The organism is Sinorhizobium arboris LMG 14919, assembly GCF_000427465.1.
In the GTDB taxonomy this organism is placed as follows: Bacteria; Pseudomonadota; Alphaproteobacteria; order Rhizobiales; family Rhizobiaceae; genus Sinorhizobium; species Sinorhizobium arboris.
In genome coordinates, this window is record NZ_ATYB01000008.1 from 805,219 (window position 1) to 821,082 (window position 15,864).

Here is a 15,864-nt window from a genome sequence, read left to right on the forward strand (position 1 = left end):
TGCGATAGGCCGGGAGGCGGCCGCCCGAAAGGAACGACAATGAGAGCTGCATGGTACGAGAAGAATGGCGCTGCCCGCGATGTCCTCAAGGTCGGCAGCCTTCCCGAGCCTCTCCCCGGCCCCGGAGAGGTCCGCGTCCGCATACATGCCTCCGGCGTCAACCCGTCCGATGTCAAGGCGCGGGCAGGACGTCCGCTCCTTGCACCGCGAATGATCCCGCACAGTGATGGCGCAGGCATTGTCGATGCCGTGGGAGCGGGGGTGGCAGGGGAGCGCATCGGCGAGCGGGTATGGACCTGGAATGCCGCCTGGCGGCGGTCGAACGGTACGGCTGCAGAATATGTAGTCCTTCCACAGGATCAGGCGGTTCATCTGACTGATAACCTATCTTTCGAGGAGGGCGCCTGCCTCGGCATTCCAGCTCTGACGGCACTTCGCGCGGTAACCATGGACGGATCCGTATTGGGAAGAACCGTTCTGGTCACCGGAGGCGCGGGCGCCGTCGGCGCTTACGCGATCCAGTTCGCCAGGCTTTACGGCGCGGCGCGCATCGTCACGACCATCAGTACGGCGGAGAAAGCCGAAATCTGCAGGAAGCTGGGAGCCGACCACACGATCAACTACAAAACGGAAGATGTCGCCGACCGGATAAGGGGCATCACCAACGGGCGCGGCGTCGACCGAATTATCGAGGTGGACGCCGCCGCAAACGTCGAGATGCTGCCGAACATCATTGCGCGCGACGGGCTTTGCGTGATCTACGGCTCCAGCAAGCCGGAGATCTCATTCGAGTTCTTTCCGATGATACTCGCCGGCGCTGCGGTGCGGTTCTTCATCGTCTATGAGATGTCGCCGGAAGTGCGCGAGCAGACCGTCGGCGCTCTTCAGGGGCAGCTCGCATCCGGGCTTCTCAGGCATCACATCGCCGAAACATACGCGCTGGACGACATCGCCGCGGCCCACGAGGCGGTCGAAAACGGAAAAACCATCGGCAATGTCGTCGTTTCTCTCTGACACAGCCCGGCGCTTCGTCTCGTTGCATGTCCCGGCAGCATTCCAGGGCGTCAGGACGTTCTCCCCCGGACGACTATCTGTTGCCACGCATCGTAAGCGGATAGGACGGTCTCCATCTGCGCCGTGTGGCCGTTAATGAAGTCGTCCAAGTAGATCGTCTCGTCCGGATATTCCGTGATCAGTGTCAGCGGCACGGTGTGGCGATCATCCTCCGACGACAAGCACGGAAAACCGTTGATGAGCCGGAAGCCGGTCTCGCCTGCATGAATCTCATAGAGCGCGATCTGCCGGTCGTTGTAGTCGAGAAGGCCGGGGATCGAGCCCAGGTGCCGGGTCACGTATTGCAGCAATGCCTCGGCCTCTTCGCGCCAGCCTTTATGGTGCCGGACCACCAGGAAAAAGCCCTTCGGCAGAGTCCACATGGCAAAATTGCGCGGTACATAGCCCGAAAGCGGCCGTGTCCATTCGTGCGACGGATAGCCGTGCAGGTTCACATGCAGCTTGGCACCGCTCAGCTCTTCCGCCTTGACGCGGATTTCCTTCTCGCCGAGATGGGCGCCGGCGTCTTTCCCGCCGCGATATTCGAGATCGTCGCCGAGCGCCGTGTAGCGGGCGGCATGATGCATGTGCCTCGGGTTGGCGACGCAAAGACGCTGGTGCAGCGCATAGCCGTCCGGATTTTCGAGCGGCGAGATGGTGAAGTGCGCATTCGGCCTACGGCTCAGACGACGGGCGGCGCGGATCGCACCGACAATGCCGGTCGTCTCGTTCGGATGCTGGCCGCCGCTGATCATTACCGGCGCATCGTCACCTTTTATGTAGCGCGCCGACAGATTGCGTCCCGAGCGCGAGCGCGCCGAAAGCGCCTCGCCGCCGATCTCCGCGAGCATACCGTCGAGCTGATGCGCCGGCGGGGGCTCGATCGCCGTGTCGATCGCCTGCTCCCTGCGCTCGGGGAAACCGCTCGTCAACGGCCGGACCTCGACGCGTAGCGAAATCTCTCCGCCACCGCTCATGACGATCTCGGGAACGATCTGTCCGGGTTTCAGGCCCCGGTCGCCGGAGACACGACCGGATCTCTTCTGGAAAAATTCGAGAAGCGAGAAATAGAAATCTTCGTGCAGCGCTTCGCGCAGACTGACGGCCTCGTGGCCGACGTCGAGCGGCTCGTCCTCGGCCGGATGGGCCACGCTGATGTTCAGCTCCTCGAAATAGGGTTCCGCATCGCCCCAATCGTAGCCCGCAATCGCCCGGATGGCGCGGTCGAACAGGCGCTCGTAGTCCGTTTCCAGGCGTGTACCGGTTTTGTCGCCGGCCGGGCGCAGCCAGCCTGTCGGCGACACGTTGATCTCGCCGACGAGATCCACATGGATCCGGTTTGGGGCCAGAACCTCGAGGCTTTCGGTCCTGCCGTCGCGCGTCAACGTCACGTCGTAGAAAAATCCACCGTCGTCACGAGGGATGAAGTTGATCGCAGCCGCGCCAACCAGGGCCGCCAGCGGATAGGCTTCGAGCCGGAAACGATTCTCGGGGGCGTTGCCATGCACGGGATAGCGAACCTCGATCGCCGAGACCCCGGCGAGGTCGACCTCCTCGAGGAAGGCAAACAGGAGCGGCTTGTAGGCGCTGCGGATGCGGGCGGTGACGCCCTTTTCCCTCAGTGCCTGTTCGGCAGCGCGGCGGCTCTTGGTATCGTCGAAGGTCCAGGCTTCGAACGACTGGCCCGGAACGGCGCGGGCGACGAGTTCTTCGAGGCTCCGCTCGAAGGTCGCTTCCAGGATCACGGTCATGGGTTCACCTCGATGTTCTGCCGGTCGGGTCGAGACTGTCGCGCAGCCAATCGCCGAGCAGGTTGAGACCGAGTACGGTGAAGAGGATTGCAAGCCCCGGGAAGACGCTGACCCACCAGGCGGTCTGTAGATAGGTGCGGCCGTCCGCCAGCATTCCGCCCCAGCTCGGAATAGTCGGGTCGACGCCCATGCCGAGAAAGGTCAGGCTGCTTTCGAGCAGGATGTTGTTGGCGACGTTGAGTGTCATCAGCACGATGACGGGACCGATAAGGTTCGGCAGCAGGTGCTGGAAGATGATCCGCCAGTCCTTCACGCCGATGGCGCGAGCCGAAAGAACGAACTCGCGTTCGCGGAGCGTCAGAACGGAGCCGCGCACCAGACGGGCGTATTGCACCCATTGCGAGACGATCAGCAGGACAATGGTATTCATCAGGCTGCCGCCGACGATGGCGATGAAGGTGATCGCAAGCAGAATGAAGGGCATGGCAAGCTGTATGTCGGCAAAACGCATCACCAGCATGTCCCAGAAGCCGCGATAATAGCCGGCGACGAGCCCGACGAGAACGCCGAGCACGACGGCGCCGAGTACCGAGGTGACGCCAACCAGCAGCGAGATCTTGCCGCCCGCCGCCACGCGCGCCATCACGTCGCGGCCGAGCGGATCGGTGCCGAACGGATGGGCGGCGCTGGCAAACGGCTTTGCCAGGCGCGCCATCAGGTCGATCTTGTCGGCGCCGCCCGGAAACAGCATGTCGGAAAACAGGACGGCGAGGCAGATGACGAGGGTCAGGAGCGCCCCGAGAAGGAATTCCAGGTTGCGGTAGCGCGACAGACGGGAAGTCTTGGCAGCCATCTCGAATTACTCCGTACGAATTCGCGGATCGATCAGCCCGTAAGCGATATCGACCAGAAGATTGATGCCGACGATCATCAGCGAAAGGACGGTGATCACGCCTTGGAGAACGGGAAAGTCGCGCGCACCGACGGCATCGAATGCGAGCGTGCCGAGGCCGGGCCAGTTGAACACCCGCTCGATGACGACGATGCCGCCGAGCAGACCGCCGAACTGAATGCCGAAATAGGTGATCAGCGGGATGGCGCAGTTGCGCAACGCATGCTTGTAGAGGACCTTGGTTTCGCTGAGCCCCTTGGCACGGGCAACCATAATGTATTGCGACTGCAGCGTTTCCAGCATCGAGGTGCGCACGAGGCGGACATTCGTCGCCGTCAGGATCACGCCCATGGTGACGGCCGGCATTATGTAGCTGGAAAGACCGGCCATGCCGCTTGGCGGCAGCAGGTTGAACGTGATGGCAAACAGCAGCACCAGCATGGTCGCCAGCCAAAAGTTCGGGAAGGAGAGGCCGACCAGCGAAAGGATGCGGATCAGTTGGTCGGCCCACTTGCCGCGGGCCGTCGCGGCCTTGATCCCGAGCGGGATGGACAGGACTATGGAAACGGCGATCGAGATGAACGCGAGCAGCAGCGTTGCGGGCAATGCCTGGGCGATTAGGCCGGTCACCGGTGCATTTCCCGAGAAGCTGCGGCCCATGTCGAGCGTCACCAGCCCCTTGAGGAAAGTGAGGTACTGTTCCAGAAACGGTTTGTCGACGCCGAGCGCCTGGCGGATGCGGGCCAGATCGTCCTCCGTCATACTGCCGCCGCCCTGGAACATCGTCACCGCCGGATCGCCGGTCAGGCGGATGGCGAAGGATACGAGAAGGGTGATGGCGATCACGACGAAAATCGCCTGAAGCAATCGTTTGATAAGGAAGCCGGCCACGTTCTTGTCCCCGAAACGAATTTGGGGCGCCGCCGAAGATCTTGGCGGCGCCCGGTCTTCAGATTATTCCACCGTGACGTCGGTGAACTTCATGCGGTTGTCGGGAGCCGGTACGAACCCCTTGACGCGCTTGCTGATGCCGTAGATCGCCTTGGTGTTGTAGAGCGGCATTTCCAGCGCACGGTCGGCGGCATAGGCCGCGATTTCGCGTAGGATCCTTTCGCGCTCGGCGCGATCCGTCAGCGGGCGCTGCGATTCCAGGAGCTTGTCGAGGGTCTCGTCCTTGTCGTAGGGGTTCCAGCGCTCGCCGGAGTGGTACATCGAGTAGGCGGTGTTGTCGTAGTCGAAAGTCCAGCCGCCCCACTTCTGCTGGAACATCGCGCCGGTCTTGCCCTGTGGAATGATGTCGTTCAGCAGAACGTTGGTTTCGTAGGGCTTGATCGTCGCGTTTACGCCGACGATCTGAAGATAGCTCGCAACGATCTGCGCAACTTCGTTCATCGTTGCGTCATTGCCGCGGATGTCGATCTGCACCGCCGTGCCCGGCGCGACGCCCGCTTCGGCGAGGAGCTTCTTCGCACCTTCCGGATCAAATGGCAGCGGCTTCAGTTCCGGATCGTAGCCGAAGGACAACTCTCCCTGGAAGGACGCGATTTCCGTCGCCTGGCCGGCCAGCAGCGACTGCACGATGCTTGCCCGGTCGACGGCCATGATCAACGCCTTGCGCACTTTAGGATCGGCAGTAATGCCGTCGCGCGTGTTGAAACGCAACGCATCGACGGTCGGGCCCGGAACCGAGAGGACTTCCAGCTTTGAGTCGCCCTGAATGACCGGAAGCATGCCGATCGGGATGGTCGGCGGGATGACGAGATCGACGCGACCGGCCTGCAGTTCCGCGACGGCGGTCGAGGGTTCGGTGATGAAACGGTATTCGAGTTCCGAAAGCTTCGGTGCACCGCCCCAATAGTCCGGGTTGGCTTCGAGCTTGATGTTCACTTTCGGCGCATAGGAGACGAACTTGAAGGCACCCGTTCCGACCGGGTTGATGTTGAAGTTGTCCTCGCCCTTTTCCTGGATGTATTTCGGCGGAACGATCATCGCGCCATAGCCGGCGAGCTTGGTGAGCAATACCGGGTCCGGTGCCTTGAGCTTCATGTCGACCGTGAACGGATCGACGATCTCGATGCTTTCGATCGCCGTGTAGTTCGAACGCTGCGGTCCCTTGGCACCCTCTTCGCCGAGCAGGCGATCGAAGGTGAACTTGACGGCTTCTGCATTGAACTCTTCGCCATTGTGGAACTTCACGCCCTGGCGCAGCTTGAAACGGATGCGTTTGCCTTCGTCCAGTTCTTCCCAGGATTCCGCCAGACCGGGGACCAGCTTCAGGTCGGGTCCGCGATAGGTCAGGCCGTCGAAGATATTGGTGGCAACGGCTGCCCACTGTACCAGAAAGGTATCGACCGGATCCCAGCTGCCCGGATCCTGCGGCGAGGATACCGTCAGCTTGCCGGCCGCAAGCGCCGGCGCCGGCGAAAAGGCCGCGCCGGCGAGAGCGATTGCCATGAAGGTCGCCGTTATTCCCCTTTTGATCGTTCCCATTATCTGTTCCTCTTCAGATGTTGCGATGGTTCGCAGGTTTCAGGCGCTCTTCGCGACGAAGTGCCCCGGATTGATTTCCTCGTGAGCAAGAATGGCCGGCTCGTCGCCGACGCGGCGGACAGGATTGGGGATTTCGCCCTCGATCAATGCCGTATTGCGCTCGGCGGTCGGGTCGGCGACCGGCACGGCGGACAGGAGACGGCGCGTATACGCATGCGTCGGAGTTTCGAAGACCTGACGGCGCGAGCCCATCTCCATGATCTGCCCGAGATAGAGCACGGCGACGCGGTGGCTCATTTTCTCCACGACAGCCATGTCGTGGCTGATGAACAGATAGGCGAGGCCCCGTTCCGCCTGCAGATCCATGAACAGGTTGATGATCTGCGCCTGGATCGACACGTCGAGGGCCGACAGCGCCTCGTCGGCGATTATCAGCTTCGGATCCGAAGCCAGCGCACGGGCGATGCAGACGCGCTGACGCTGGCCGCCGGAAAATTCGTGCGGATAGCGCTCGGCGACCGCGGAACTCAGGCCCACGCGCTCCAGCAATTCGTCGACGCGGCGGCGCACGGCCTTCCGCTCCAGGATAAGGCCATGCGTGCTGATCGGCTCGGCGATCGAGAAGCCGACCGTCTTGCGCGGATCGAGCGAGGCGAAGGGGTCCTGGAAGATATACTGCACTTCCTGCCGCATGCGGAAACGCTCCGCCGCGGACATGGACGAATAGCCTTTGCCGTTGAAGAAGATCTCGCCCGACAGCGAGCTCTGCAGTTGCTGGATCGTACGGCCGATGGTCGATTTTCCGGAGCCGGATTCGCCGACCAGTGCCAGGGTTTCTCCCGGGTGAATGTCGAAGCTTACCTTCTGCACGGCGCTCAGGCGGTGCGTCGCCCTGCCGAACAGGTTCTTGCGGATGTCGAAGCGGACGAACAGGTCCCTGACCGAGAGCAGCGGCTTCTCGTCGTATTTCGCAGTGTTCTGGACGCGCTCTTCGCCGACGATCGTCGGCTCGCCGTCCTGCAGCACGGTCAGCGGCATGCGCTTCGGAAATTCTTCCCCGGACATGCTGCCGAGGCGCGGGACTGCGGCAAGCAGCGCGCGGGTATAGGGATGCTGCGGATTGGCGAAAATCTCTCCGACCGGGCCTTCTTCGACCTTCCTGCCCTTCCACATCACCACGACGCGGTCGGCCATCTCGGCGACGACGCCCATGTCGTGGGTGATGAACACCATTCCCATGCCGAGCGTTTTCTGCAGATCTCGCATGATGTTCAGAATCTGCGCCTGAATCGTGACGTCGAGTGCGGTGGTCGGCTCGTCGGCGATCAGCAGTTTCGGGCGGCAGGCGAGCGCCATCGCGATCATCACGCGCTGGCGCATCCCGCCGGAAAGCTGGTGCGGATAGCGGCCGAGAAGAGCGGCGCCGTCCGGCAGCCGCACCATGTCGAGCAGGCGCCTGGCCTCGGCCATGGCCGCGGACTTGCCCATCTTCTCGTGCAGGACAAGCACTTCGCAGATCTGATCGCCGATGGTGAAGACCGGATTGAGCGAGGTCATCGGCTCCTGGAAGATCATGGCGATCTCCTTGCCGCGGATCGAGCGCATCTCCTTCTGCGAGGCCTTCAGCAGATCCCTGCCGCCGAACAGGATGCGGCCGCCTGCGAACCTGGCGCCCATCATGTCTGCAAGCCGCATGGCCGACAGCGACGTGACCGATTTGCCGGAACCGGATTCGCCGACGACCGCCACCGTCTCGCCGGCCTCGACTTTGAACGACAGATCGTCGACGACGCGGCTCTCGCCGAATTCGACGCTCAGGTCTTCGACCGACAGAAGCGGCCTGCAGTTTTCCATCGGGCGAGTGTCCATGGACGACGTCATGTCCGTGTCTCCGACTTGGCCTGTGCAGTGCTGGTCCCGGTTGTGCCATCATCGCTGGCGATCCGGGCGATGAGGGCGCCCAATGTCTGGGTGGAACCGGCTTCAGCGAGGATGGTGACGATGCCGGCGGCCGGCGCAGTCACGGACGTCTCCATCTTCATCACGTCCATCATTGCCAGCACATCGCCCTTTTCCACAAGGGCGCCGTCCGAAACATTCCAGTGAGCGAGCAGTCCGGGCACGGGCGCCAGCACGGCTCCGGCGTCGTGCTGCTCGCGTCTTTCGGCGACAGAACTGCCCGAAGCGGGCATCGGGCCGAACAGGCGCAGGAAGGCGCCGGGAATGCCGATCTCGACACGCTTACCGCCTATCTCGACATGGCCGCGCAAAAGACCGGTGCCCTCTGCCGGGGCGGGACGGCTGGCGGCTTCCAGCGTCTGAGCGAAATCCGTCTCGATCCAGCGCGTGTGAACACGGAACGCCTCGGCAAAGTCGGCGTGGCGGATGACGGTGCGGTGAAAGGGCAGGACCGATGGAACGCCTTCGATTTCGAACTCGTCAAGCGCTCGACGGGCGCGTGCAATCGCCTGTTCGCGGGTTGCACCCCAGACGATCAGTTTTGCCGACAAGGAATCGAACATCGGCGGAACGGCCGAACCGGTGACCACGCCGGAATCGATGCGTATGCCCGGGCCGGACGGCGCGGTGAATTGGGAAATCGAGCCGGCGGACGGCAGGAAACCGCGGCCGGGATCTTCCATGTTGATGCGGAATTCGATTGCGTGGCCGCGCGGCGGCGGCATCTCGGTGATGCTGATCGGCAGGCCCTCGGCGATCCGGAACTGTTCCACGACGAGATCGAGACCCGTGGTCTCCTCGGTCACGGGGTGTTCGACCTGAAGGCGGGTATTGACCTCGAGGAAGGAAATTACGCCGTCGGCGCTGAGCAGGAACTCCACTGTTCCGGCGCCGGTATAGCCGGCCTCGGCACAGATGTCGCGTGCCGCGGTGTGAATCTCGTCGCGCTGCGCGTCGGAAAGGAATGGCGCAGGCGCTTCCTCGACGAGCTTCTGGTTGCGCCGCTGCAGCGAGCAGTCACGGGTGCCGACGACCAGAACGTTGCCGAGGCGGTCCGCAAGCACCTGCGCCTCCACATGCCGCGGGCGATCGAGAAACTGTTCGACATAGCATTCGCCACGGCCGAAGGCGGCCACCGCTTCGCGGGTCGCCGATTCAAACAGCTCTTCGACCTCTGCGAGGTCCCGGGCGATCTTCAATCCGCGACCGCCGCCGCCATGTGCCGCCTTGATGGCGACAGGCAGACCGAACGTCCTGGCGAAAGCCACTGCTTCCGAGCTATCGGAGATCGCACCGTCGGACCCGGCGACCAGAGGTGCGCCGACCTTGCGGGCGATGCTGCGCGCCTTGAGCTTGTCGCCGAGCGCTTCAATGACCTGCGGATCGGGGCCGATCCAGGTGAGGCCGGCATCGATGACCGCCTGTGCGAATTCGGCACGCTCCGACAGGAAGCCGTAACCCGGATGAACGGCATCCGCGCCCGAACGTTTCGCGGCGGCAATCAGCTTGCCAATGTCGAGATAGGTGTCCCTGGCGGTGCCCCCCGAAAGCGCATAGGCTTCGTCCGCCAGCGCCACGAAGAGCGCATCGGCATCGGCATCGGCGTAAACGGCGACTGAGGCCAGGCCGTAATCCTTGCAGGCCCGAATGATCCGCACCGCGATCTCGCCGCGATTTGCTATCAAAACCTTCTTCATGCGGATTTTCCTGGAATGGTGCGGGGGGTGAAGCTGCTGACCGCGTTGAACCGGATACGCGCTCCGGTAGGTACCTGACCGGTGAGATCGAGATGATACCCGGCGACATTGGCAATGACGGGATAGCCCCCGGTCAATGGATGATCGGCGAGGAACAGAACGGGCTGGCCGCTGGCCGGCACCTGGACGGCGCCGCGCACGGTGGCCTCGCTCGGAAGTTCGCCGTCGTTTCGCCGCGCGAGCCCTTCGCCCGACAGACGGATGCCGACGCGGCTCGACTGCGGCGTGACGAACCATTCCTGCGCCAGGAAGCTCTCGACGGCCTTTTCGGTGAACCAGTCCGTACGGGGTCCCATCACGACGTCGAGCACGACCGTTCCGGCCATGTCAGGCATGAGTTGCTGCGGCAGTTCCGACGAGACGAGCGAACCGGCGCGTGCCGGCAGGATGGTGACGACATCGCCGGCGCCGAGCGCGGCCGGGCCGATCTGCGACAGCGTGTCGTGAGCGGCGCTCCCCAGCACCGGCGCGACATCAAAGCCGCCGCGCAACGCCAGGTAGGAGCGCATGCCCGTCGTCGGTGCGCCCAGCGAGACCACATCCCCGTCGTCAAGCGCGATTGGGCTGTGATGGGGAGCGGAAATCGTCCTGCCGTCGGCGCCGGTGATGGCGATCGGTGCCGTTGCGCCCGTCAGCGCCATCACGCCCCGGCCGCGCACCCGGAAGCGCAGTGAACCGAGCGTTATTTCGAGCGCTGCAGCACCGGCCGCGTTGCCGACCAGCCGGTTGGCGGCCTTGAAGCTCGTCCGGTCCGCTGCGCCGGAGACGCTGATGCCCTGCCTGGCCTGCCCGGGACGGCCGAGATCCTGAAACAGAACCGGCAGGCCCGTGGAGACGATTTCGATGGCAGCCCGTCCCGTCCCCGCATGGGCCTGCGCCTTGGGCTTTGCGGAAATCCCTGCCGCCGGTTTGATCTCGTAGGCGTTTTCCTCCGCCATGTTTCGGAAGCGTACCCGGCTGCCGGGTTGCAGCAGCGAGGCCGGCATACGGTCGACGTCGAACATCGCCAGCGGGGTCGTGCCTATCAACTGCCAGCCGCCGGGGCTGGCCTTGGGGTAGACGCCGCTGAATTCTCCGGCAAGGCCGACCGCACCGGCCGGCACCTGCATGCGCGGCGTCTTGCGGCGCGGTACCGTCAGGCGCGGATCGCCGCCGGTGAGATAGGCGAAGCCCGGCGCAAATCCGGTCAGGGCGGCGACGTAATTGCTTTCGCAATGCAGGCGGACGACTTCGTCGGCGCTCATGCCGAGAATGCCGGCGACTTCGGGAAGGTCCTCCCCGTCATAACGAACCGGGATTTCGACGAGCGGGCCGACTGCCGCTTTGCGTTCGCCGCCGGCCAGCGACGCGACGACTTCCGCCAGCCGGTCCTCGGAAACCACCGCCGGATCGAAGGAAATCAGCAGCGTGCGTGCCGCCGGGATGAATTCCCGGATGCCCGCGACCGGGTGGTTTTCCAGCGCCTCGAACAGCGACAGCGCCTCGCCGAGTTCGGCGAGCTCCACGAGAATGCAGTCGCCCCTCACCGGAAGGATACGCATCGATGTATTTCTACGGGAGGAAGGCGCTACGGGTTGCATGGCTGTTCAGGACGCCCTGGTAAACGGCCGGATGGCGAGGCCCGCCTGTTCGAATGCCTCGCGCAGGCGCCTGGCCATGCCAACGGCGCCCGGGCTGTCGCCGTGAACGCAGATCGACTGGGCGGCAATTTTCGTCAGCGTGCCATCGATCGCTTCGACGACCCCTTCTCTGACCATACGGACCATGCGCATGGCCACGAGCTCGGGATCATGCAGGACGGCGCCCTTTTCGCGGCGAGAAACGAGATTGCCTTCCGGCGTGTAGGCGCGATCGGCAAAGGCCTCGGCAACGACCGTGAGCCCTGCGGCGCGGGCCTGTTCGACGAGGGGCGAGCCCGCCAGAGCCATCAGCACCAGCGACGGGTCGATGGCGCGGACTGCCGCGATGACGTCGGCGGCCTGACGCCGGTCGACGGCGATCGTGTTGTAGAGCGCGCCATGGGGCTTCACATAGGTGACGCGCGTGCCGGCGGCCCGGGCCAGGCCCTGCAAGGCACCGATCTGGTAGATGACGTCGGCGATCAGTTCTTCGCTGGTAGGATCCATGTTGCGGCGACCGAAGCCGGCAAGATCGCGGTAGCCGACATGCGCACCGACCGCCACGCCGCGGCCGGCTGCGGCCCGCAGCGTCTTCAGAATGCCGGCGGGGTCGCCCGCATGAAAACCGCAGGCGACATTGGCGCTGCTGACGATGTCGAGCATGGCGGCATCGTCGCCCATCGTCCAGGCGCCGAAACTTTCGCCCAGGTCGCTGTTAAGGTCGATGCTCGGCATTAACGGTTCTCCTGTCCCCATGATTAACGCTAGCAAGGGAGGACAATGTTGTCCATACTGTTGAACAATTTTTCTGTATTGCTCTACAACGCGTGGAGGCGCATGGCTGATTTCTGCACGGCTTAATTCCACATGGATGCCAATTGCACTTGTGGGCGCTGCCGAAGCGCTTTACCGGGGAAGCGGCAATCTGAACCACAGGGGGGCCACTGCTTGGCTTCACGCAGACCGCTAAAGAACGAGGGGAGGCCTTCCGGCTTTGCTGAGGGCGACGCAATGCCCGCGTCACGTTCCTCGGAGCCGGTACAGACATTGGCCGAAACCGTTGCGGGCCGTATCCGCGAACAGGTGATTTCCGGCAGGCTCACGCCGGGAAGCCATCTGTCCGAACTGACGCTCAGCGAAGAATTGCAGGTCTCGCGCAATACGCTCCGCGAGGTCTTTCGCATTCTCACCAAGGAGGGCCTGCTGCGCTACGAAGCCAATCGCGGCGTCTTCGTCTCGACGCCCGGCATGTCGACGATCATCGATATCTATCGGGTGCGACGCCTGATTGAATGTCCGGCGCTGGCACAGGCCCATCCGGGCCACCCTGCGGTGAAGCGCATGCGCGCGGCAGTTGAGGACGCCCGGCAATGCCGCGAATCGAAGGACTGGCTCGGTGTCGGCAGCGCCGACATCGCATTCCATGCAGCCATCGTCGAGCTTGCCGACAGCCCCCGGCTGTCGAGTTTCTATGCGCAGATCTCGCTGGAACTGCGCCTCGTCTTCGGCCTGCTGCAGGATCCCGAATTTCTGCACGGCCCTTTCATCGACCAGAATCTCCAGATCGTGACCGAACTCGAGGCCGGTCGCGCAATCGCAGCTTCTGAAATGCTGGAAACCTACCTGCTGCGCGCCGAACGGTTCATTCTCGGCGCCTACGCCCGGATTACCGCTCACTCCTAGAGCGATGCTTAGGGAAGATCGCTTCAACAAGGGTCGGCAACGGTTTCGAGAAGGGCGTGCAGATGGGCCCGCTCTGCCACGCCCGACGCTCCGGTTCGACCATGTCCCGTAGTGAACATCTTGCAAGCGAACGAGCATGACGATCGTGTTCGAAGTCATCGATACCGGCGCCGATCCGGTGCGTCGCCACATCTCAAAATCGTTGTGAGCCACGCCCCTGCCCGGTCCGCCGGACCGGCCATTCGCAACAAATTTCCAAGAATTCAAGCAGCGCACTTGACCGACGACTGCATGTGGTCCATTACTGGTAATACCAGTTGGAACCATTTCCATGAACCCTGTGCTGTCCGATAGTGCCGACGAAATTGCGGGAACGGAAAAGGTGCTCTCCTTCTTCCGGGAGCAGCTGTTGTCCGGTGCGCTCAAGGTGGGCGACAGGCTATTGGGCGAGAGGGAGCTTTGCCTGGCCCTCGGCGTATCGCGGCCGGTACTGAGGGAGGCTTTGCGGTCGCTCGCCAATCTCGGCTTTCTCGATATCCGGCACGGCAAGGGCGCCTTCGTGCGCAAGGCCGACGTGGGCGTCTTCGGCGATTTCCTGACGTTCTGCCTGGCGCAGCAGCCAGACATGCTCGACGACATCATGCAGGCCCGGGTCGCGATCGAATGCCAGGCCATCCGTCTTGCCTGTATCCGCGCGACGGACAGCGACCTCTCACGCATCGGCGGCCTGCTGACGCGGTTGATGGACACGCTTCACAATGCCGAAGACGGCGGTGCCGCGGACTTCGCCTTTCATATGGCGATCGTCGAGGCCAGCCGCAGTCCCGCGCTTGTCACCGTCTACCGCTCGATAGCGGAACTTCTGAAGCGCAGCCATGTCCAGAGGCGCGCCGAAACGAGCGACGCGCCCGGCATCACCGACTATCTCGTGGAGGCCCATCGGGAGGTCTTCCTGTCCATTCTCGCGCGCGATCCGGACAAGGCGGACAGGATGCTGCGCGAACATTTCGCCATCGGCGACGAGCTTCGGCGCAAAAGCTACATAGCCGCCTTCACCAGGAAGGGCGCGCCGCAGGAAGAGGAAAAGGAAGCAGACAGCTAGTTTTATCCAGGGAGGAGGAGAGCATGCTGAACTTTCTGAAACATGGCCGGATAGCCGGCGCCGTTCTGGGAACCGCTTTATTGGCCGGAGCCGCCTCGGCAACCGAACTGCGCTATGCGCATGTGGGCGCCGAGGGAGACATCCAGACGGTTTATGCGGCACAGGCGGCGGAAGGCATTGCGGCCGCGACCGGCGACGAAATTACTGTCACCGTCTATCCCGCAAGCCAACTCGGCGGGGTCGCGGAAATGGTGGATGGCGTGCGCATGGGCTCGATCTCGATGGGCCATCATGATTTCGCCTCCCTCGCCCGGCTGGTGCCTGAGGTTGCGGTCTTCAACGCGCCTTTCATCTATCGCGACGGTGCACATGCGCTCGCTGCAACGGATCCGCAGGCGTCGCCGGCCCTCCAGGCGATCAATGAGAAGCTCATCGCACAGGGCGTGCGGATCATCGGGCGCATCTATCGAGGTGACCGCCACATCTCCTCCAACTTCCCGGTAAAGACACCGGCGGACCTTGCCGGCAAGCCTTTCCGAGCGGTCCCGCTCGAGCTGTGGGTTTCCATGGTCAAGGGCTTCGGCGCGATCCCCACTCCGGTCGAGGTTGCCGAACTTCCGACCGCGCTGATGACCGGCGTGGTGGTCGGCCAGGAGAATCCGCTGACCATGATCGCCTCCAACAATCTGAACGAGGTGCAATCGCATCTGTCGATGACGGGTCACATGCGAGCCGTGCTCGCCGTCTTCATCAATGAGGAAGTCTGGCAGGGATTGAGCGAAGAGCAGCGTGCGGCTCTGACGAAGGTTCTCGATGAGGAGGCTCAGAAATCGTTGAAGATGGCGACGGAATCCGAGGCTGATCTGGTGAAGGAACTCAAGGGCCGCGGTATGACCGTCATCACCGAGGCGGAAGGCCTTGACGTGGCGGCCTTTCGGGAGAAGGTCAGTGCGCAGATCCGGCAGGACTTCCCGAATTTCGCGCCACTCATCGAGCAGATCGACGCGGTGAAGTAACTCCGCGCTGCAGGGACAAGCCATTGTCCCTGCAGCGCCTGCATTTTTCAGTCGTATTCGGAGGGGGGAAGATGCGTCTGCCCGAACGTGTCCTGACGATTGTCGTGGTTGCCGTGATGGCGGGGCTGGTCATCGTACCGACGGCCCAGGTCGTCATGCGCGGTGTCTTCAGACTGCCTTTCATCGGCGCGGAAGAGCTGACCCGCTTCCTGTTGATCTGCCTCGTTTTCCTCGCCTATCCCCTTGTCGTCAGGCATGGCGAGAACATCGTCATGGGCGAATTCAAGGCGGCCATGCCGAAGAAGGCGCGCGCGATCGTGAATTTCGCGATTTCGATCGGTGCGATCGGGGCCACCGGGTTCATCGGCTGGGTCACGGCTATGAATATCACCCGAAACCTGACCAATGCCACACCGACGCTCGGCATTCCTTTCTGGATATTTCTGGGCGCAGCGCTTTTCGGTTTCGTGGGAGCGGCGTTCGTCCATCTTCTCCATCTGCGCAAGCCGCCGCAGGCGGACAAGAACGTCGCAGTCTGAGAG

Annotated in this window: 13 protein-coding genes; 5 read left to right on the forward strand and 8 right to left on the reverse strand. The window is 63.2% G+C overall.

Going from position 1 to position 15,864, the window contains the following annotated elements:
* The first annotated feature begins 39 nt into the window (after positions 1-39).
* Positions 40-1,014 carry an NADPH:quinone reductase gene (locus tag SINAR_RS0104340; protein ID WP_027997926.1) on the forward strand — a complete coding sequence of 325 codons (975 nt, stop codon included), beginning with the start codon at positions 40-42 and terminating at the stop codon, positions 1,012-1,014.
* Between the two features lie 50 nt (positions 1,015-1,064).
* Here SINAR_RS0104340 and SINAR_RS0104345 read toward each other — a convergent pair whose 3' ends face one another.
* The 8 genes from SINAR_RS0104345 to SINAR_RS0104380 form a co-directional block, all read right to left on the reverse strand.
* Positions 1,065-2,804 (reverse strand): M14 family metallopeptidase, encoded by a 1,740-nt coding sequence (locus tag SINAR_RS0104345; protein ID WP_027997927.1) that lies wholly within the window; start codon positions 2,802-2,804, stop codon positions 1,065-1,067.
* Between the two features lie 4 nt (positions 2,805-2,808).
* The gene (locus tag SINAR_RS0104350) at positions 2,809-3,657 is read right to left on the reverse strand and encodes an ABC transporter permease (RefSeq protein WP_027997928.1); all 849 of its coding nucleotides are present in this window, start codon (positions 3,655-3,657) and stop codon (positions 2,809-2,811) included.
* Between the two features lie 6 nt (positions 3,658-3,663).
* A complete protein-coding gene (locus SINAR_RS0104355; RefSeq protein WP_027997929.1) occupies positions 3,664-4,587 on the reverse strand; it encodes an ABC transporter permease in 924 nt (307 codons plus the stop codon).
* A gap of 63 nt (positions 4,588-4,650) precedes the next feature.
* The gene (locus SINAR_RS0104360) at positions 4,651-6,186 is read right to left on the reverse strand and encodes an ABC transporter substrate-binding protein (RefSeq protein WP_027997930.1); all 1,536 of its coding nucleotides are present in this window, start codon (positions 6,184-6,186) and stop codon (positions 4,651-4,653) included.
* Positions 6,187-6,225: 39 nt separating this feature from the next.
* Positions 6,226-8,067 (reverse strand): ABC transporter ATP-binding protein, encoded by a 1,842-nt coding sequence (locus tag SINAR_RS0104365; protein WP_050577420.1) that lies wholly within the window; start codon positions 8,065-8,067, stop codon positions 6,226-6,228.
* On the reverse strand, positions 8,064-9,842 hold the full coding sequence (locus SINAR_RS01000000133045) for an acetyl/propionyl/methylcrotonyl-CoA carboxylase subunit alpha (protein WP_050577421.1): 1,779 nt from the start codon (positions 9,840-9,842) through the stop codon (positions 8,064-8,066). The genes SINAR_RS0104365 and SINAR_RS01000000133045 overlap by 4 nt, the downstream gene beginning before the upstream one ends.
* Positions 9,839-11,443 carry a 5-oxoprolinase subunit B/C family protein gene (locus SINAR_RS0104375; protein ID WP_027997932.1) on the reverse strand — a complete coding sequence of 535 codons (1,605 nt, stop codon included), beginning with the start codon at positions 11,441-11,443 and terminating at the stop codon, positions 9,839-9,841. Before SINAR_RS0104375 ends, SINAR_RS01000000133045 begins: the two co-directional genes overlap by 4 nt.
* A gap of 45 nt (positions 11,444-11,488) precedes the next feature.
* Positions 11,489-12,256 (reverse strand): LamB/YcsF family protein, encoded by a 768-nt coding sequence (locus SINAR_RS0104380; protein WP_027997933.1) that lies wholly within the window; start codon positions 12,254-12,256, stop codon positions 11,489-11,491.
* A 276-nt stretch (positions 12,257-12,532) separates the two neighbouring features.
* On the opposite strand from SINAR_RS0104380, the gene SINAR_RS0104385 reads away from it, so the two are divergent.
* The 4 genes from SINAR_RS0104385 to SINAR_RS0104400 all read left to right on the forward strand — a co-directional run bounded on the left by SINAR_RS0104385 (position 12,533) and on the right by SINAR_RS0104400 (position 15,861).
* The gene (locus SINAR_RS0104385) at positions 12,533-13,204 is read left to right on the forward strand and encodes a GntR family transcriptional regulator (protein ID WP_033056992.1); all 672 of its coding nucleotides are present in this window, start codon (positions 12,533-12,535) and stop codon (positions 13,202-13,204) included.
* A 331-nt stretch (positions 13,205-13,535) separates the two neighbouring features.
* Positions 13,536-14,306 carry a FadR/GntR family transcriptional regulator gene (locus SINAR_RS0104390; protein WP_027997935.1) on the forward strand — a complete coding sequence of 257 codons (771 nt, stop codon included), beginning with the start codon at positions 13,536-13,538 and terminating at the stop codon, positions 14,304-14,306.
* A gap of 23 nt (positions 14,307-14,329) precedes the next feature.
* A complete protein-coding gene (locus SINAR_RS0104395) occupies positions 14,330-15,322 on the forward strand; it encodes a TRAP transporter substrate-binding protein (RefSeq protein ID WP_027997936.1) in 993 nt (330 codons plus the stop codon).
* Between the two features lie 71 nt (positions 15,323-15,393).
* The gene (locus SINAR_RS0104400; RefSeq protein ID WP_027997937.1) at positions 15,394-15,861 is read left to right on the forward strand and encodes a TRAP transporter small permease; all 468 of its coding nucleotides are present in this window, start codon (positions 15,394-15,396) and stop codon (positions 15,859-15,861) included.
* Positions 15,862-15,864: the final 3 nt, after the last annotated feature.